The organism is Pararhizobium sp. P1_E7 (assembly GCF_056405855.1).
Genome location: NZ_JBFUBH010000020.1, coordinates 20,437 through 38,663, shown reverse-complemented (window position 1 = coordinate 38,663; position 18,227 = coordinate 20,437). Strand labels below are relative to the sequence as shown.

The 18,227-nt window shown below is 61.3% G+C and carries 18 protein-coding genes and 1 tRNA gene; 9 read left to right on the top strand and 10 right to left on the bottom strand.

The features are described from left to right. Nucleotides 1-161 precede the first annotated feature (161 nt). From AC1D17_RS18145 to AC1D17_RS18135, 3 genes are all read left to right on the top strand, one after another. Entirely contained in the window at nt 162-374 is a 213-nt protein-coding gene (locus AC1D17_RS18145) for a DUF2842 domain-containing protein (RefSeq protein ID WP_477566736.1), read from the top strand. Between the two features lie 15 nt (nt 375-389). Continuing rightward, nucleotides 390-1,130 carry a metallophosphoesterase family protein gene (locus AC1D17_RS18140; RefSeq protein WP_477566735.1) on the top strand — a complete coding sequence of 247 codons (741 nt, stop codon included), beginning with the start codon at nt 390-392 and terminating at the stop codon, nt 1,128-1,130. Between the two features lie 176 nt (nt 1,131-1,306). Beyond that, nucleotides 1,307-2,575: a GNAT family N-acetyltransferase gene (locus tag AC1D17_RS18135; protein ID WP_477566768.1), complete on the top strand. Its 1,269-nt coding sequence runs from the start codon at nt 1,307-1,309 to the stop codon at nt 2,573-2,575. Nucleotides 2,576-2,590: 15 nt separating this feature from the next. Here AC1D17_RS18135 and AC1D17_RS18130 read toward each other — a convergent pair whose 3' ends face one another. After that, nucleotides 2,591-4,780 (bottom strand): GumC family protein, encoded by a 2,190-nt coding sequence (locus tag AC1D17_RS18130; RefSeq protein ID WP_477566734.1) that lies wholly within the window; start codon nt 4,778-4,780, stop codon nt 2,591-2,593. 231 nt (nt 4,781-5,011) lie between these two features. Between AC1D17_RS18130 and AC1D17_RS18125 the strand changes: the two genes are divergently transcribed. The 5 genes from AC1D17_RS18125 to AC1D17_RS18105 all read left to right on the top strand — a co-directional run bounded on the left by AC1D17_RS18125 (nt 5,012) and on the right by AC1D17_RS18105 (nt 10,880). After that, on the top strand, nt 5,012-5,587 hold the full coding sequence (locus AC1D17_RS18125) for a polysaccharide biosynthesis/export family protein (protein ID WP_477566767.1): 576 nt from the start codon (nt 5,012-5,014) through the stop codon (nt 5,585-5,587). Between the two features lie 4 nt (nt 5,588-5,591). After that, entirely contained in the window at nt 5,592-6,767 is a 1,176-nt protein-coding gene (locus AC1D17_RS18120; protein WP_477566733.1) for a glycosyltransferase family 4 protein, read from the top strand. Nucleotides 6,768-6,824: 57 nt separating this feature from the next. After that, nucleotides 6,825-8,384 (top strand): undecaprenyl-phosphate glucose phosphotransferase, encoded by a 1,560-nt coding sequence (locus AC1D17_RS18115; RefSeq protein ID WP_477566732.1) that lies wholly within the window; start codon nt 6,825-6,827, stop codon nt 8,382-8,384. 14 nt (nt 8,385-8,398) lie between these two features. After that, nucleotides 8,399-9,649 carry an O-antigen ligase family protein gene (locus AC1D17_RS18110; RefSeq protein WP_477566766.1) on the top strand — a complete coding sequence of 417 codons (1,251 nt, stop codon included), beginning with the start codon at nt 8,399-8,401 and terminating at the stop codon, nt 9,647-9,649. Between the two features lie 64 nt (nt 9,650-9,713). Further along, the gene (locus AC1D17_RS18105) at nt 9,714-10,880 is read left to right on the top strand and encodes a glycosyltransferase family 4 protein (RefSeq protein WP_477566731.1); all 1,167 of its coding nucleotides are present in this window, start codon (nt 9,714-9,716) and stop codon (nt 10,878-10,880) included. A 133-nt stretch (nt 10,881-11,013) separates the two neighbouring features. Here AC1D17_RS18105 and AC1D17_RS18100 read toward each other — a convergent pair whose 3' ends face one another. Next, nucleotides 11,014-11,709, bottom strand: coding sequence for a hypothetical protein (locus AC1D17_RS18100; RefSeq protein ID WP_477566730.1), 696 nt, complete (start codon nt 11,707-11,709; stop codon nt 11,014-11,016). A 204-nt stretch (nt 11,710-11,913) separates the two neighbouring features. Here AC1D17_RS18100 and AC1D17_RS18095 point away from each other — a divergent pair. Further along, nucleotides 11,914-11,990: transfer RNA gene (locus AC1D17_RS18095), tRNA-Pro, on the top strand. A gap of 202 nt (nt 11,991-12,192) precedes the next feature. On the opposite strand, the gene AC1D17_RS18090 is transcribed toward AC1D17_RS18095, so the two are convergent. From AC1D17_RS18090 to plsX, 8 genes are all read right to left on the bottom strand, one after another. After that, nucleotides 12,193-13,764, bottom strand: coding sequence for a calcium-binding protein (locus tag AC1D17_RS18090; protein WP_477566729.1), 1,572 nt, complete (start codon nt 13,762-13,764; stop codon nt 12,193-12,195). 164 nt (nt 13,765-13,928) lie between these two features. Beyond that, complete coding sequence (locus tag AC1D17_RS18085) at nt 13,929-14,195, bottom strand: hypothetical protein (RefSeq protein ID WP_477566765.1); 267 nt, start codon at nt 14,193-14,195, stop codon at nt 13,929-13,931. A 5-nt stretch (nt 14,196-14,200) separates the two neighbouring features. Next, entirely contained in the window at nt 14,201-14,551 is a 351-nt protein-coding gene (locus tag AC1D17_RS18080; protein ID WP_264219253.1) for a hypothetical protein, read from the bottom strand. Nucleotides 14,552-14,686: 135 nt separating this feature from the next. Further along, nucleotides 14,687-14,932 carry a DUF982 domain-containing protein gene (locus AC1D17_RS18075; protein WP_455272027.1) on the bottom strand — a complete coding sequence of 82 codons (246 nt, stop codon included), beginning with the start codon at nt 14,930-14,932 and terminating at the stop codon, nt 14,687-14,689. 130 nt (nt 14,933-15,062) lie between these two features. Beyond that, entirely contained in the window at nt 15,063-15,596 is a 534-nt protein-coding gene (locus AC1D17_RS18070) for a MerR family transcriptional regulator (RefSeq protein ID WP_113316048.1), read from the bottom strand. A 153-nt stretch (nt 15,597-15,749) separates the two neighbouring features. Continuing rightward, nucleotides 15,750-16,088: an integration host factor subunit alpha gene (locus tag AC1D17_RS18065; protein WP_060641264.1), complete on the bottom strand. Its 339-nt coding sequence runs from the start codon at nt 16,086-16,088 to the stop codon at nt 15,750-15,752. A gap of 94 nt (nt 16,089-16,182) precedes the next feature. Further along, the gene (locus tag AC1D17_RS18060; protein ID WP_477566728.1) at nt 16,183-17,154 is read right to left on the bottom strand and encodes a beta-ketoacyl-ACP synthase III; all 972 of its coding nucleotides are present in this window, start codon (nt 17,152-17,154) and stop codon (nt 16,183-16,185) included. Nucleotides 17,155-17,159: 5 nt separating this feature from the next. Continuing rightward, on the bottom strand, nt 17,160-18,218 hold the full coding sequence (plsX, locus tag AC1D17_RS18055; RefSeq protein ID WP_477566727.1) for a phosphate acyltransferase PlsX: 1,059 nt from the start codon (nt 18,216-18,218) through the stop codon (nt 17,160-17,162). Nucleotides 18,219-18,227 lie beyond the last annotated feature (9 nt).

Sequence of the window (18,227 nt, the reverse complement as noted above, 5' to 3'; positions counted from 1 at the left end):
CGAAACGCATGGCCCTGCCTGCTGGAGGCGATTTGTCCGGGCGCGCGTGCATCAAAGGCGTTGATTTGCACCAGAGCAGCATGCAAAACAAGCCGTACCCCTTTGCGGCATGCCGTCGCGGCAAAGAACCCGCGCGAAACCTGCCAACCGGAAAGACCTGAATGCCTGTACGCCTGAGAAAACTGATCGGCACCGTCCTGATCATCATCCTCGTCATCGTCTACGCGCTGGCGGCCACCACCTTTGCCTCGCTCCTCCTCGGCACAGCGCCATGGTGGGTGCATCTGGCCTATTTCTTCTTCACCGGCCTGTTGTGGATCCTGCCCGCCATGTTGATCATCAAGTGGATGGAAAAGCCGGCGAAGCCGCACTGACCGAAGGACGGACGCATGAAAATCGCAGTGATCGCCGATATCCACGGCAATGACCTCGCCCTTGAAGCCGTGCTCGCCGACATTGCGGCGCAGGGCATCGGCGATGTCGTCAATCTCGGTGATCACCTGAGCGGTCCGATGAATGCAGCCCGCACGGCCGACATCCTGATGGCGCGTGATTTCCCCTCGATCCGCGGCAATCACGACCGCTGGCTGGTCTCCCTCAAACCGGCTGAGATGGGTCAGTCGGATAGGATGGCACATGCCGAACTGCAGCCGCGCCATTTCGACTGGCTGCGCGCGCTGCCCCCGACGCTCGTCCACCGGCAGGAGCTCTTCTTATGCCACGCCACGCCGCAGGACGATCTTAGCTATTGGCTGGAAGACCTGACGGCCGAGGGCGTGGTGCACATGTCCCGGCGAAAGCGCATCGAGGGTTTCGCCGAGGGGATCGATTTTCCCGTCATCCTCTGCGGCCATACCCATATTCCCCGCGCTGTCCGGCTGGCCGATGGCCGGCTGGTCGTCAATCCCGGCAGCGTCGGCTGCCCCGGCTATGACGATGATGAACCGGTGTTCCACAAGGTGGAAACCGGCTCGCCCGACGCGTCCTATGCCATTCTTGAAAAGGCGCACGGCCGCTGGAACGTCGTCTTCCGGCGCGTTTCCTACGATCACATGGCGATGTCGAACCTTGCCCGCGAGCGTGGCCGCGACGCATGGGCCAACGCGCTCGCCACGGGCTGGGTCGGCTAGCCGCGCATTTTCCAAAGCCTGTTCGGCTCCTTAGCCGCGGCCGGTTGGTTTTATCCATTCGGTAACCGCATTTGATGAAATCCGGTACACGCCGTCCGATGCCCGTCCCCTTTAAATGAAAATAAGGGCATGCTTGTACTAGATGAGACGTCATCCCGTTCCCTGAACAGCAAGCGATCATGACCGACGTGGACTTCAACATGATGCCCGTTCGCAAGGCTCGCCGCCGTGCCTGGCATGGCCGCGACCAGGTGCGCGACATTGCGCTTGCGCGGGATCTGACGGTGAGCGTCCACGTCAGCATGCAGGCGCTGGAGGCGGACTGGCGCGCGCTGGAGGGTTCCGCCGCCACATCCCTGCATCAGGGCTTCGACTGGTGCGCCGCCTGGGCTGCGACCCATGCCAACCAGTTGCTGCTGGTGCGCGGCAGGATAGGTCAGAAAACGGTCTTCATTCTGCCGCTCGAGCTGGTGCGTGGACGCTTCTTCCGCACGGCGCGGTTCATCGGCTCGCCGCACAGCAACATCAATACCGGGCTTTTCGCCGCCGATTTCGATCCGTTCACCAGTGCGCAGCTCGCCAGGGAACTGATCGCAGACCTGTCGGCAAAGCTGTCGCGCGTCGCCGATATCGTCGCGCTGGAGAAGATGCCGTTCGACTGGCACGGGACGTGTCACCCGCTCGCCTCGCTTCCGGCGGTTCGCAACCAGAATTCATCGTTCCAGTTGCCGCTTCTTGCAGATTTCGAAGCGACGCTGGCTCAGCTCAATGCCAAGCGGCGGCGCAAGAAGTTTCGTATCTCGGAAAAGCGGCTGGAAGCCATCGGCGGCTACGAGCACGTTATTGCCGCGACATGCGCGGAACGGCGGCAGATACTGGACCTGTTCTTCGAGCAGAAAGCGATCCGCTTCAATGCGCTGGGGCTGCCCAACGTTTTTCAGGACAAGGAAACGCAAGCATTCTTCCATGCGCTGGCGGCCGTCGAACCGACCGGTGAAGGCCAGCCGCTCGAACTCCATGCGATTCGCTTGCGCGGACAAGGGGATGGCCGCATCGCCGCGATTGCCGGGCTGTCGCGCAAGGGGGATCACGTCATCTGCCAGTTCGGCTCGATCGACGAGGATATCGCCGCGGACGCCAGCCCGGGCGAGCTTCTGTTTTATCTGATAATCCGCAAATGCAACGCCGAAGGGGTAAYACTGTTCGATTTCGGCATAGGCGACCAGGCCTACAAGCGCTCCTGGTGTACGGTCGAGACAATCCAGCATGATATCGTCGTGCCATTGACGCTGCGTGGACGTCTGGCGGCGGCGGCGCATCGCGCCGCCGTTCGGATGAAAGCCGGTATCAAGAAGAACAGGAAAGCCTATGCATTCCTGCAGCGGATTCGCCAGCGCCGCCAGATGCCAGGCACCGCAGCCACAGCGGAAACCGGCGACGACTGAAACGGCAGCGGTTGATCACGCCGCCCGGCGACCTGTGTGTCCCGGCTGCGGATAGCCCGTTCCCGTCATCAACACGATCTCGCCAAAGCCCGCCTCGGCAAAACCGGTGATCAGTCCGATGATCTCCTCGTTGCCGACAGCCGGCGCCGAAATGATGATCTTCGTATCGCGCAAGCGCGTGACCCTGCCGATGGCTTTGACATCGGCCGGCCCGCATTCGATCAGAACCGTGTCATAGGCGTTCGACAGGGCATCGATGATCATCTGCAGCCGCTCGATACCGCGCATGGCGAGCACCGGATCGGCATCGCCCTGCGGGATGATATGCGCGTCCGACAGCCGGTCGGCATGGATCGTTTCCGTGAAGGGAACTTCACCCACGAGCAGATTGGTGATCCCGGCGAGATCCGCCGTCTGCGTCATCAGGCGGGTCGGGCAAGCCGAGCCGGTCAGGTCAATCAGCACGATCTTGCGTCCCGCCTCGGCAACCAGCCGGGCGAGCGCTACCGCATTCGCCGACCCTTCATCGCCCGCAGGTGATACGGAGATCGCCACACGCACATCGTCAGTGCACAGATGGTCGGCAACCGAGGCAATCGAAAAATCGTCCTCTTCCGGCTCCTCGGGTTCCGCTTCCGCCGGTTCCAGCGCAACTGCCGCCGTAAGGACGGGTTCCCGGACGACGGCCGGCGCCGCCTGCGCGGTCACCGACTGAGACACGGCTTCCGGCACCGGCTGGATTTCCACCCGTCGAATTTCCAGTGGCTCTTCGTCAAACGCCTCCTCATCCCTGCGGCCGATGGGGCGCAAAGCCCGGCCGCTGAACAGTTCGGAGAGCATGATGACGACGCAGCCGACAAGCAAGCTGGCAAAGGCGGCGACAATGGTGATCGGCACGACTTTGGGGAAGCTCGCCTCGGTCGGCTCGACCGCCTGCGAGATGATGCGGGCGTCGGCGGGCGCCGCGTTTTCGCCGCTGCGCGACGTTGCCTCGCGATAGCGCGCCAGGTAGGTTTCCAGCAGCTGCCGCTGCGCCGTGGCTTCCCGTTCCAGCGCCCGCAACCCGACCTCGTCCTCACCCGCCTTCGCCGAATTTGCCTTCAGCGTATTGAGCTGGGAAACCAGCTGGCGCTCGCGCAGCTGCGAGACATTCGCTTCGTTTTCGAGGCTGCCAAGGATCTTCCTGGTTTCGCTCACTATCTGCGCCCGGATTCCCTGAAGCTGCGATTTCAATCCCTTCAGGCGGGGATGCCCGTCAAGCAGGGTGGTCGACAGATCGGCGATCTGTCCCTGGATGCTGGATTCGGTTTCCTTCAACCGCTGGATCATCGGCGAGGCGACGACGTCGTTCAGGGTATCGACGGCCCTGCCGCTGGCAAGCGCCGTGCGAACGTTTTCCGCGCGCGCCTCGGCATTGGCCCGCTCGCCACGCACGCGGGCAAGCTCGGTCGAAATGTCGTTCAGCTGCTTGGTCGCGAAAGTGCCGCCGGTTTCCCCGGTCAAAAGCAGATCGGACGACGAACGATAGCCGGCAACCTTGGCCTCGGCGTCGCGGACCTTTTCGCGCAGATTGGCGATTTCCGGCTCCAGCCAGCGGCTGGCCTCCGAATTGGTGACCAGCTTTGCACCGCTTTGCAGCGACAGGAAGACCTTGGCCATCGCATTCGGGATCGCGGCGGCCAGCTTCGGGTCTTCCGAGGTGAATTGCATCGCGATCACCCGCGACTTCTCCACCTGATAGACCTGCAGCTTCTTCTCGAACTCCTTTAAGACGCGCTCTTCGGGTGGCAGGTCGAGCGGGTTCTTCTTGATGCCCAGCATCACCAGCACATCGGAGATCGCCGACGGGTTCGCGGTCGGATCGAATTCCGGCAATTCATACAGCTTCATCTCGCGCGCGACCTGCTTGATCAGATCGGCCGAGCGCAACACCTGCACCTGGCTGGAAATGCCGGACTCGTCGAACGGGCTGTCGGCCGTTTGCGGCGGGGCCTGGTTGGCACCACTGAATTCGGCCTGGCGCGATTCGATCAGCAGGCGCGCCTCGCCCTGATATTCCGGGCTCATCAGGCTGGCGCCGAGAAAGGCCAGGCCGGCGAACGTTACGGTCGCCAGCAGCACCCTGCCCCGCCGGCGCCAGATGGCGCGGAAAAGCCCGCCGAGATCGATATCTACATCCTGATGACCGTCGTTGACGCCCGGCATGCGTTTTACCTCGAACCTTCACAACTGCGCGTCACCGTAAACAAACATGGTAACGCAACGGTTAATGAGCCTTTGACGGTGCAACGCGCGCACAATGCCTGCGCAACGTCTGCTTCGGGGCGCAAACAGGCCCTACCTTTGCGTGAAATTCTTCGCGGCCTTTACCGGCTATTAACCCTAACGGATTGATAACATCGGGCCATGACATGGTTTCTGGAACGCGAGAGCCCGATGACATCCGCCCGAACGAAAACAGGCCCCGCCTTGGCCCTCCTCTCGCTGTGCCTTGCAATTTCAGGGTGCAGCAGCTACCAGCCTGCGCCCAAGGCCTTCCATGAAGCGACCATTCAGCCCTATCGGGTGGATAGCGGTGACAGGCTACGCATTAGCGTCTTCGAACAGGCAGGCCTCACCGGCAGCTACACCGTCGATCAGGCCGGCTACGTCGCCTTCCCGCTAATCGGCGCGGTGCCATCGCGCGGACATACCCTGCCCGAAATGGAGAAGATGATCGCCGGCAAGCTGCGCGAAGGATATCTGCGCGATCCGGACGTGACGATCGAGGTCGATCGCTATCGCTCTGTCTTCATCATGGGCGAAGTCGGTCAGGCTGGACAATATTCCTATGTCCCGGGCATGACAGTCCAGAACGCCATTGCCGTTGCTGGCGGCTACTCGCCACGTGCCAACCAGGCCAATGTCGATGTCACCCGCAAGATCAACGGCCGCATCCTGACCGGACGCGTCTCGATCTCCGACCCGATCATGGCCGGCGACACGATCTACGTGCGCGAGCGGCTGTTCTGACGGCATGCCTGACCCTCAGCCGCTGCGCATCATCCATTGCTTCAGGTCGCCCATCGGTGGAATCTTCCGCCATGTGCGCGATCTGGCCGAAGCCCATGCGCGCCAAGGCCATGAGGTCGGGATCGTCTGCGACAGCACAACGGGCGGACATTACGAAGATGCACTTTTCGACGAGATAAGGCCCTTTCTGGCGCTCGGTCTCGTCCGGCTGCCGATCCGCCGGTCCATCGGTCCTGCCGATCTGGGGGCACTGTGGAGAGGTTACAAGGAAATTAGAAGTTTGCAGCCGGATATCCTGCACGGTCACGGCGCCAAAGGCGGCGCCCTGGCCCGGATTATCGGCTCAGCCTTGCGGGTGAACAGGTATTGCGTTGCCCGCCTTTATTCGCCGCATGGCGGCAGCTTGCACTATAGCAGAGCAACGCTGTCGGGACGGGCAGTGTTCCTGCTCGAGCGTTTCCAGGAATATCTGACGGATGCGATCGTCTTCGTCTGCGATTTCGAGCGCCGGACCTATCGCGCCAAGGTCGGCAGGCCGCGAACCCGCAACGAGCTCATCTACAACGGCATCGACGACCGCGATTTCGACACGGTCTATGCAAGACCCGATGCGGTGGATTTTCTCTACATCGGCATGCTGCGCGATCTGAAGGGCCCCGATCTCTTCATCGATGCCTTTGCCAAGACCGAGCGGATCATCGGCAAACCGCTTTCGGCGATGATGATCGGCGATGGGCCGCAAAGGGACGAATACGAACGGATGATGCTGGAACGCGGCCTTGGCCGACGCATCGAAATGCTGCCTGCGATGAAGGCACGCGATGCCTTCGCCTTCACCCGCAACGTCGTCGTGCCCTCGCGCGCCGAATCCATGCCCTATATCGTTCTGGAAGCCTTGGCCGCCCGCAAGCCGGTGATCGCCTCCAGCGTGGGGGGCATTCCCGAGATTCTCGGCACCGATAGCGCTGCCCTTGCCGCACCCGGCGATGCGCAGTCGCTTGCCGATGTGATGACGGCGGCGATGATGGACAAGGACTGGGCCGCAAAGGTGATGCCTCAGGCCGATGCCTTCAAGGCAGCTTTTGCAACCTCGACGATGTCCGCCAGCATCATGCGGCTTTACCGCCAGCTTGTGCCGGAACCGGCCACCGGGCGGAAAACATCCCCGAATACCCCGTAAACGTTTCTTAGGGGCTTTCTGCTATCCCGAAGGGACACAACGGCCCGGGCGGACATCATGAACCAGATCGATAAACCGGATACTTTCGACACCGACGCATTACGCAAGAAGATTTCCGAAATCCGGGCCATCGCGCCTGGCGAGAAACAGGACGAGCCGAAGCGCGAACTTAATCCGCTGGCACGCAAGATTGCGTCGCAGTTCCGCACCGATACCTATTCTCCCAACATGATCACCGGCCTGATGCGGCTGTTCGAGTTCACGGCACTGTTTGCCATCGGCTATGCCATTCACATGCTTTATCTCGCGCCACCGCTGGATGAAATGCTCGGCTATTGCGGCCTCATCGCCGGTGGGTCGGCGCTAACGGTCATGTTCCTGCAGCTTTGCGACACCTACCAGGTTCCGGCACTCCGTTCGGCCGCCCGGACCCTGCCCCGGCTGATCGGCTGCTGGACGCTGGCCTTCGCCTCCATGGCGCTGGTGCTGTTTCTTCTCAAGACCGGTGAAAGCTACTCGCGTCTCTCCTTCACCAGCTGGTACGTGCTCGGCGCCGTCTTCCTGATCGCAGAACGCGCCTTCATCGCGTTCTCCATTCGCCGCTGGGCCCGCAACGGCATCATGGAGCGCCGCGCCGTCATCGTCGGCGGCGGCCAGCCGGCCAAGGACCTGATCCGCTCGCTCGAACAGCAGGTCGATAACGACATCCGCATCTGCGGCATCTTCGATGACCGTGACGAGCGCCGCTCGCCGGGTATCATTGCCGGCTATCCGAAGCTCGGCACCATCGGCGAGCTGGTGGATTTCGCCCGCCTCACCCGCATCGACATCCTGATCATCGCCCTGCCGCTGTCGGCGGAAAAACGAATCCTCGAACTCCTGAAGAAACTCTGGATCCTGCCGGCCGACATCCGCCTTGCCGCCCATGCAAACAATCTGAGGTTCCGTCCGCGCAGCTATTCGCATGTCGGCCAGGTGCCGATGCTCGACATTTTCGACAAGCCCATCGCCGATTGGGATTCGGTGGCCAAGCGCATCTTCGACGTATTCTTCAGCCTCGTGGCGCTGGTCCTTCTCTGGCCGGTGTTCATCGCCGCTGCGATCGCTGTGAAGCTGAGTTCGCCGGGCCCGATCATCTTCAAGCAAAAGCGCCACGGCTTCAACAACGAGACGATCGACGTCTACAAGTTCCGCTCGATGTACACCAACATGAGCGACCCGACCGCCCGCAATGCGGTCACCAAGGGCGATCCACGCGTCACCCCGATCGGACGTTTCCTGCGCAAATCCTCCATCGACGAACTGCCCCAGATCTTCAACGTGCTGCGAGGCCAGCTGTCGCTGGTCGGGCCGCGTCCGCATGCCGTTCTCGCCCAGACCGCCGAACGCACCTATTCCGATGTCGTCGAAGGCTATTTCGCCCGTCACCGCGTCAAGCCGGGTGTCACCGGCTGGGCGCAGATCAACGGCTGGCGCGGCGAGATCGACAATGACGAGAAGATCAAGTTCCGCACCGCTTTCGACCTCTACTACATCGAAAACTGGTCGTTGTGGCTGGACCTGAAAATCCTGTTCCTGACACCGATCCGGCTTCTCAACACGGAAAATGCCTATTGAGCACGTCCGCTGCCATGTCTGCCGCGGGGTTTCGCCCGCAGCTGGCTGCCGTCGCCATCCTCGGCTCGGCAATGGTGACGTCCGGCGTCTTCCTGTCCGGCTTCGTCATTGCCGAGCCGGCTCCCTACGAAGTCTTCATGGCGGCGCTGATCGGGCTCTGGTTCCTGTTCGGGCTGAAAATCTCGCGCTCCGTCGCCCCGCTTCTGGCGCTGCTCATCCTGTTCATGACCGGGGGCATCCTCTCCCTCACGGTCATGAGCGACCTTGCCGCGGCGCCGATGTATATGGCGGTGTCCGGCTTCCTATGCCTCTCCTCGGTGTTTTACGCAGCCATCATCGAAGCCCGCCATGAGCGGCTGAAGCTGATCTTCGACGCCTGGGTCGCCGCTGGCGTCATCACCTCGCTGCTGGGCATTCTCGGCTATTTCGGGGCGATCCCGGGGGCTGCGAATTTTACCCTCTACGACCGCGCCAAGGGCGCCTTCCAGGACCCCAACGTGTTCGGGCCGTTTCTGGTCGCTCCTTCGCTCTATCTGATGTACCGCCTGCTCACCGAGCGTATAACCACGGCACCGGTCCGGGCCGCCGCCATCCTCATCATGGCGCTCGGGCTGTTTCTCTCCTTCTCGCGGGCCGCCTGGGCACTTTATCTGTTCTGCGCCTGCGCGCTCGTCTTCGTCATGCTCCTGAAGGAACGGACAGGCGCTTTCCGCCTGAAGATCCTCGTGCTTGCCTTAGGGGGCGCATTGCTGATGGTCGCAGCCCTGGTGATCGCCCTGCAGATCCCGCAGGTCGCCGACCTGTTTTCCAACCGGACGCAGCTCGTGCAGGAGTATGACGGCGGCCATCTCGGCCGTTTCGACCGCCACAAGATCGGCTTTCTGATGTCGATGGAAAAACCGCTCGGTATCGGCCCGATGGTGTTCAGCACCATGTTTCCCGAGGACGAACACAATATCTGGTTGAAATCGCTGACCTCCTACGGCTGGCTGGGCTTTACCTCCTACGTCACGCTGATCCTCTGGACGGTGTGGATGGGCTTCCGTTTCCTACTGCTCGACCGTCCCTGGCAGCCTTATCTGATGATCGCGTGGATCGTGCTGATCGGCCATGCGGCCATCGGAAATGTCATCGATACCGACCACTGGCGGCATTTCTTCCTGCTGCTCGGCATCGTCTGGGGCTGCGGCGCCCTGGAATACCGTCATCGGCGGACCGTGGGTCAGCAGCCGCGCCGCCCCTTACCGGCGCCAACGCTGCGTTAACGCCAACCCTGTACATAGAGGGGACGGATCGGCTCCATATCGGGACCGGCGGCGGATTGTCAGAATGAATATCGACCCCCATAGCGCCGACGCTGAAAACCGGATGCGCATCCTGCAGGTGCTTGAGCCGAGCGGCGGCGGATCGGGCCGCCATTTCCTCGATCTGTGCAAGGGCCTGCAGCAGCGCGGCCACCATGTCGAGGCGGTTTATTCGCCGCTCAGGGCCGAAGACGCTTTCGTCCGCGAATTGAAATCCCTTGCCCTGCCCGCCGTTCACGCCGTCGCCATGAAGCGATCCCCCGGACTGTCCGACTTCGCCGCTCACCGCGCCTTGCGGTCTATCATCAACAGCGGCACGCCATTCGACATCGTCCACGGTCACAGCTCGAAGGCAGGCGCCTTGACCCGCCTGCGCTTTCCCGGTTTCCATGCGCCGCGCGTCTATACCCCGCATGCCTTCCGCACCATGGACCCGACGCTCGGCAGGCTCGGGCGGCTGATTTTCGGCAGCATCGAGACCATCCTTGCCAAGCTGTTCACCGATCACCTGATCTGCGTGTCCGACGACGAATATGCCCATGCCCTGTCGCTTGGCATGCCCGCCCGCAAGCTATCCGTCATCATCAACGGCGTGGCGCCACCGCCGCTCGACATGGCAAACACCGTGCGGGCCAGCTTCGGTATTTCAAACGACGCCTTCGTCTTCGGCTTCGTCGGCCGGCTGTCCTATCAAAAGGCGCCCGAGCGGCTGATCGAGGCTTTCCGCAACGCCGCATCGCGGCTGCCGGATGCACAGCTGATCATGGTCGGTTCCGGCGAACTCGAACCGGAGATCCGCAAGGCGATCACCGAGAGCGGCCTGCAGAGGCGCATTCGCCTGACCTCCGCCTTCACCGGCCCGCAAGCTGTTCCCGCCTTCGACGTATTGGTGATGCCGAGCCGCTATGAAGCTATGTCCTATGTCATGCTGGAGGCAGCGGCATCGGGAAAACCGATCGTCTCCACCGATGTCGGCGGCGCATCGACCGCGATCGACAAGGACAGAAGCGGCCTGATCGTGCCCAATGACGGTGACACCGCCAAGCTCGCCAACGCGATGGTGGAAAGTGCCGATCCGCAGCGGCATCGCCAATTGACTAAGGCGGCGCTCGACCGGATGGCGAACTTTTCGATGGGACAGATGATCGACAAGACCGAGGCGGTCTACCGGCAGCTAACCGCCGTGCGATAGAGCAAATTCAGCAAAAGTGTGCAGCGGTCTTGCGTCCGCAATTGCGCAAAGAAACAAAAGGATAGAGCATTTTCGCGATTGCCGGGAAATGCGGAAATGCCCCATCCGGCCAGACCGTCTGGCGGCGGCGCGGCTACCCCTGTGCGCACCAGCCCTGCTTGCCGCCGGACGCGCGCCGGGCGAGCCCCTCCAGGACCAGCATATCGCCGACCGAGCGCCCCTGCCCGGCCGTTACCTGGGCATCCTGTCCGGAGATACCGGCTACCTGAACATCGCCGGCATTGAGAATTTCCCAGAGCCGTTTTTTCGCCAGCGAACCGAGCTTGCGTTCGTTGTCGCATTTCGCCTGTTTGATTTTTGGCGCCTGGATGCCGGAAATCTGGATTTTTCGCCGCCCATACCAGAACGTGCCGCCATCGACGACACAGTTTTCCAGCGTTTCGGTGCAGAAGTAGAATGTCCCCGGCTTGCGGCCGACAGTCCTCTGCTCGCCAATTGTCTTCTGTCCATCGATGGATTTCAGCGCGCCAACATCCACAGCCGCCTGCTCGACGGGACGCATCGCCGGCATGGCGAGCGCAGGTTTTGCGAATTGCGGTGTTTTCTCAACACGCTTATCTGGAGAAAATTGTTTTTCCGCCGGCCGCGGCTTGGCGATCGATGCCGTATAGAAAGGGGTGGTCATCGGCAGGATCTCAGCCCGGTGATCGTAGGCCAGGACCGCGCTCACCGACAATACGCCGGCCAGATACCACGGCCACATGCTTGCCTTTGCCTGCTTGCGGCCTGCACGCCGCTTCTGACCTTTTCTGACCGCCGCTTTCGCCATCACCCTATCCCCGATTCGCCAGGGCATTATCGGGGCAAGGCATTGCCGAAAACTTTAAGCATCGGGAAAATTCATCATTGCGCATGAGATTGCGCTGTGTGGGCTGCCGTTGAAAAGCATCCCCGCTTTTTCCGGCGATTTACGCCATTTTCCAAAATCAGGACTTGCGCGCCAAGTCCCGATTATATACGCCTCTTTTCGGTTCGGAGCGTAGCGCAGCCCGGTAGCGCACTTGACTGGGGGTCAAGGGGTCGTGGGTTCGAATCCCGCCGCTCCGACCATTTTCTCCTTGAAGTCCCGGTCAAATCGCCTTTCCATTTTCTTCTGCTACCGGAAGAAACGGAAGGCGCGGGATATTGTTTCGAGGGCAGCGTCCCCCCGTAAAAATCCCGAACATCCCGACGTTCCTGTTCCGGCAATCTTCCGCATCCACAAAGCGATCCGCCGACGCCCTGAAGCGGCGGCGGCCTGCCGCTCTCCAGCCTATACGATAAAGAAATCCGCGTTGGTCATCGCCAGGCCGTGGGCAACCGTGGCAAACTGAACGGCTGCGGTTCCGCCTAGGCCATCCTTGTCGTAGCTGACCGCACCGGTCGTCGTGTTGTAGATGATACGGTCGGATGCATCGGCTGCAGCGGGTCCGATATGAAAGGCGCCCGCAGCAAGCGTGCCCGTAACGCTCAAGGCCGTGAATACGAGGTTCTCCAGCCGCATCGTGTCATTTGCAACGACGAAATCGCTGATGGTGTCGATGTTGGTCGTGCCGAGTGCGCTGTTGAAGAAAAACGTGTCGTTGCCGGTACCGCCGGTCAGGACATCATTTCCAAGACCGCCATTGAGCAGATCGTTTCCCGCCCCGCCGGACAGCCCGTTGGCATGATTGCCGCCATAAATCTGGTCATTGAACTTTGTGCCGATGACGTTGGGTATGTTTTTCACCGTGTCGGTGTTTCCAAACCCGTCCTTGGCGGTATCGGCCGCCAAGCCGGCTTGCGGGCCGGTGCCGAGAAGATTGACGATGACGCCCAGCACTCCGCCCGCCGCGGCATCCTTGCTGTAGTCCACCGTGTCCAGGCCCGAATTTCCATTCAGGAAATCATTCCCCCGCCCGCCGATCAGCCTGTCGGCACCGCCGCCGCCCCGGATGGCATCGTTACCGTTGCCGCCAATCAGCACATTGCCAAGGCCGTCGCCGGTCAGCGTGTCGGCTGCCGACCCGCCGGTGACGTTCTCGATATTGCGGATGGTGTCTTCGGCGGCACCGCCAACCGTGACCGTAGCATTGGTGGCGCCATTGAGGGTGACGACGACGGCCCCTGTCTTGTCGCTGTAAACCGCTGTATCCAGCCCCGTTCCGCCATCGAGCCCGTCCTTGCCCAATCCGCCGATAAGCACATCGTTGCCTGCGGCACCTCTGAGCGTATCGTTGCCGCTACCGCCGTTGAGGACATTGGCAAGCCCGTCACCCGTCAGTATGTCGGCCCCCGAGCCGCCGGTGACATTTTCGAAGTTGCGGATAGTGTCTTCCGCGATACCGCCGACTGTGACCGTTGCATTGGTGGCGCCATTGAGGGTGACGGCAACGGCCCCTGTCTTGTCGGTATAGAGCGCCGTGTCGATCCCGGTCCCGCCATCGAGCACGTCCTTGCCGCCGGCGCCCTTGAGGGTATCGTTGCCGGCAAACCCGGAAAGAACGTCGGCCAGTGGCGTACCGGTGAGCGTGTCCGCGCCCTTCAGGGCAAGGCCCAGAAGACCTTGCGTGTTGTTTTGCGACGCTAGGTTATGAACGGTCGTCGCTGCAATGCTCAAGCCGGTGATCAGCAGCGCAGTGCTGTTGTTGATGACATATCGCACCGAGGTAACAGTGCCGCCGGTTGGCACATGGGCGCTATTGAAGGTGAAGCCGCTGCCCTGAAACAGGGTGAAGTTGGACGTATTGTCAAAATACTTCGCCGATGTCGACGATACCGTCGAAAAATCGTAGTCGTAGAGTCCGCTGACCTCAAGCGTATTGAATTTGATCGGAAACGTGGTCCCACCGCTCACAACAGCCATTTCGCCCTCCAAGGCCAAGAGTATATGAGCTTTTCGTTATATACCCTGAAGCGATGGTAGGTCGATCCTATTGAAGCGCTCGCAACCCTAAATTTTAGTCTGCTGGACAATCAGCAGGCCAACATGGCTATCGCCGACGCGGCGCCCATTGCGGCGATCGGGGTTCAGTGCACAGAAACATCGGTCTCCGGCTCTTCGAGGAATGACTGGATGCCATCGCGCTCGACGGTGGCCAAAAACTCCTCGAAGGCCTCCTTGTCCGTTGCAAAGGGTTCCTCCCAGACGGTCAGGCCTTCGTCCTGATCGATCACTTCCATTGTCCAGCCATCGGTGCTGCCTTCMTTGCGGAAAATATCGACAAGCACGGTGATGTCGTCTTCCGTGAACTCGCCGGAAAAATCGGAATGCTCGAGCTTCTGCTTCTTCGCCATGGTGATCATGCCTGTTTCGTGTTGGTGATTGTGGCGTTCAGCCGGCCCCTGGAGCGTTCGCGCGTGGCGCTGCCCTCGAGCCGCTTGGCCGCTTCCTTGATTTCGAGCGGCGCGAAAAGAGCACGGTATTCCGGCCGTGTCATCGCTGCCTCCATCGACAGTTCGGTTTTCTTTGCCTCGATCAGGCGCTCCAGACCGGTCGTGCCGGGCTTGAACACAAGCTCCCTGGCTGCCTCGACGCCACCTTTCAGGATGACAAGTCGGCGAAACAATACGGGCCGGAAGCCGATCAGCGCGCAATGATCATAGAGCGCCAGCATCTCGCCGTGAAATTTTGCCTGAAGGGTCTTGGTCATCGCGTCCTTTTCTCAATCGCACGGCGGACATATGGAGATGCTGGCCGCTTGTGCCAAGCCTTGGTGAAGAGAGAGCCAGTTTAACGGACGGGTGCGACGGCTAAAAGACCGTCATCGACACCAAAGACGGAGCCGTCAGTCCTGGACCGCAATCTCGGCTTCGGCTGCAGCCGCCAGAAAGGCCTTTCGTGCGTCTTCGGCCGGACGTTTGCCTTCGACGACCTCAGCGCAGATACCGAGTGCCCGGTCCAGTGCCGGCGCGTCGTCCAGCGGCCAGTCCTCGATCATCGCCCAGGATGCCTCGGTGGTGTTGGAGATCGTCACGTATTTGCCCGGCCCTTCGAGGGCGAGCGTCACGCTTTTCGTCCAGGGCTTTTCCATTGATTTGCCTTGCTCAGAATTTCAGTCGGGGTTCGTACCATGAATGGTTGAACGGCACGAGAAGAAAGCGATGGGCAATAAAACCTGACCGGGAGCCTGACAAATGCCGGTTCGCCGCCCTCTTCCGATCTCAGCGCACCTGATCGAGCAGGCGCTTGCATTCCAGGAGATCGTAGAGCGCCTCCTGGAGCAGCGCCCGGTCCTCCTTGCCGACCGAAGTCTTGCCGATGGAGATTTCCGGCGTCTCGTCGTTACCGCCGACAAAGGAGAAGAACCGGCGGCTTGCCGGCGCCTTGGCGCGTCCGACGATCTGGTCTTCGTCGGGATTGCCGAGCTTGGGCTGTGCAGGTTCCTCGATATTGGCGGCAGCGAGCGCTTCGACGGTTGCGAGATCACCGCTGGCAATCGCCGCGACGAACTTGTTGCCGTTCATCTTCAGGAGCTTCTGCACACCCTTGATCGTGTAGCCGTGGTCATAGAGCAGATGGCGGATGCCCTTGAGCAGATCGACATCTTCCGGCCGGTAGTAGCGCCGGCCGCCGCCGCGTTTCATCGGCTTGATCTGCAGGAAGCGCGTTTCCCAGAATCTCAGAACATGCTGCGGCAGGTCGAGATCGTCGGCGACTTCACTGATGGTGCGAAATGCATCCGGGCTCTTGTCCATGTCTTCCCCCATTCCGCGTCAAACAGGCGTGCCGTGCACCACGCGCCCTGACCGCGGATCGATAGCGCCGTCACCGCGAATGATTACACGAATCATGCGCATTTCAACGGCTTATGGACGTGTTTTCAACCACTTTAATGATGGAAAGCGGATTTAGAGCGCCGGCGATTGCGGTTTCAACTTGGCCTTGCGCTGGAGATGCGCCTTGAGCACGCGCTGCTTCAGCACATTGGAGGCCTTGAACGTCATGACCCGGCGGGGAGAAATCGGCACTTCCTCGCCGGTTTTCGGGTTTCGCCCGATGCGCTCGTTCTTGTCGCGCACCTGGAATGTTGCGAAGGAGGAAAGCTTGACACTTTCGCCACGCACGATGGCATTACAGATTTCGTCAATCACGGTCTCGACCAGTTCGGCCGATTCCGTTCGGGAAAGACCGACCTTGCGAAAAACCGATTCAGCCAGGTCTGCTCGTGTCACCGTTTTTCCGCTCATCTTCCCCCACCGATTTTCTTGATATATCGATTAGCCCGGAAAGAGTATTGCCCTTGTCCATTCCGGTCAAGCGTCTGCACCATATCACATTTTTTTACCAGCGCAGCAGCACGGAGCCCCACGTAAAGCCGCCGCCCATCGCCTCGAGCAGCACGAGATCGCCCTTCTTGATGCGGCCGTCGGATGCTGCGACATTGAGCGCCAGCGGAATGGAGGCTGCCGACGTGTTGCCGTGTAGATCGACGGTGACCACGACTTTCTCAAGCGGAATGCCAAGTTTCTTGGCTGAACCGTCGATGATTCTGCGGTTGGCCTGGTGCGGCACCAGCCAGTCGATATCCTCGGCTGTCGTGCCGGTCGCCTCGAACGCGGCCTCGATCACGTCGGTAATCATGCCCACCGCATGCTTGAAGACCTCGCGGCCCTCCATGCGCAAATGGCCGACCGTGCCGGTGGTCGAGGGGCCGCCGTCGACATAGAGCTTTTCCCTGTGGGCGCCGTCGGAACGCAGCTGCGCGGTCAGGACGCCGCGATCGGCGGTGGTGCCTGAGCCTTCCTGGGCTTCCAGGATAACGGCGCCGGCGCCGTCACCGAACAGCACGCATGTCGTGCGGTCGTTCCAGTCGAGAATGCGGGAAAATGTCTCGGCGCCGATGACCAGCACACGCCTGGCGAGCCCGCCGCGGATATAGGCGTCGGCGGTGGTCACCGCAAAGACGAAGCCGGAACAGACCGCCTGCAGATCGAACGCCGCGCCGTGGTGCATGCCAAGCCGGTTCTGGATGTTGACGGCGGTCGCCGGAAAGGTGTTGTCGGGCGTCGAGGTGGCAACGATGATAACGTCGATATCGGCCGGCGTCAGGCCGGCATTGGAAAGAGCCGCACGGGCGGCGCCCTCACCGAGCGACGCGGTCGTTTCCCCCTCGCCGGCGATGTAACGCTGGCGAATCCCGGTGCGCTGCACGATCCATTCGTCGGACGTGTCGACCTTTTCTTCCATCTCGCGATTGGTCATCACCCGCTGCGGGAGCGACGCCCCGAAACCGCGAACCACAGAACGGATCATACTTTTCAAACCTCGTCTGCCATGCCGGTCGCTGCACCTTCGGAAGGGCGCGAGGCATGGTACTTTTGCAAATCGTTTTCGATCTTGGCCTTCAGCCCGTTGCGGACCATATCATAGCCGACGTCGATGGCGGCTGCGAAACCTTCCGCGTCGGTTCCTCCATGGCTCTTGATCACGACACCATTAAGGCCGAGGAAGACGCCGCCGTTCACCTTTCGGGGATCCATCTTCTCGCGCAGGCGGTCAAAGGCACCCTTGGCAAGGATATAGCCGATCTTGGCAAGCAGCGTGCGCGACATCGCCGCGCGCAGATACTCGGCGATCTGGCGGGCTGTCCCCTCGGCTGCCTTCAGCGCGATATTGCCGGAAAAACCCTCGGTGACCACCACATCGACGGTGCCGCGGCCGATATCGTCACCCTCGACGAAGCCGAGATAGTCGATGCTGTCGATGCCGGCTTCCCGCAACAGCCGTCCGGCTTCCTTGACCTGTTCCTGGCCCTTGATTTCCTCGACGCCGACATTGAGCAAGCCCAGCGTCGGGCGCTCCACCTCGAACAGCGCGCGCGCCATGGCGCCGCCCATCAGCGCGAAATCCATCAGTTGCTGTGCATCGGCGCCGATCGTCGCACCGACGTCGAGCACGATGCTCTCGCCCTTCAAGGTCGGCCAGATCGCCGCGATGGCGGGACGCTGGATTTCCTGCATCATCCGCAGACAGAACACCGACATTGCCATCAGCGCACCGGTATTGCCGGCGGAGACGACCACATCGGCCTCCCCCTTGCTGACGGCTTCGATCGCCTGCCACATGCTCGCCTTGCCACGGCCGCGCCGCAGGGCCTGGCTGGGCTTCTCGTCCATGGCGATCGCCAGTTCGGACGCATGGAACGTGCTATTGGCCTTCAGCTTGGGGTATTTTTCCAACAGGGGAGCACATTGATCTGCAAGTCCGTACAGTGCGAAACGGATATCGGGATGCCGTTCAAGCGCCTTGGCGGCGCCCGGGATGACGACCTGCGGACCGAAGTCGCCGCCCATCACATCAAGAGAAATTCTGACCACGCGTGCCTT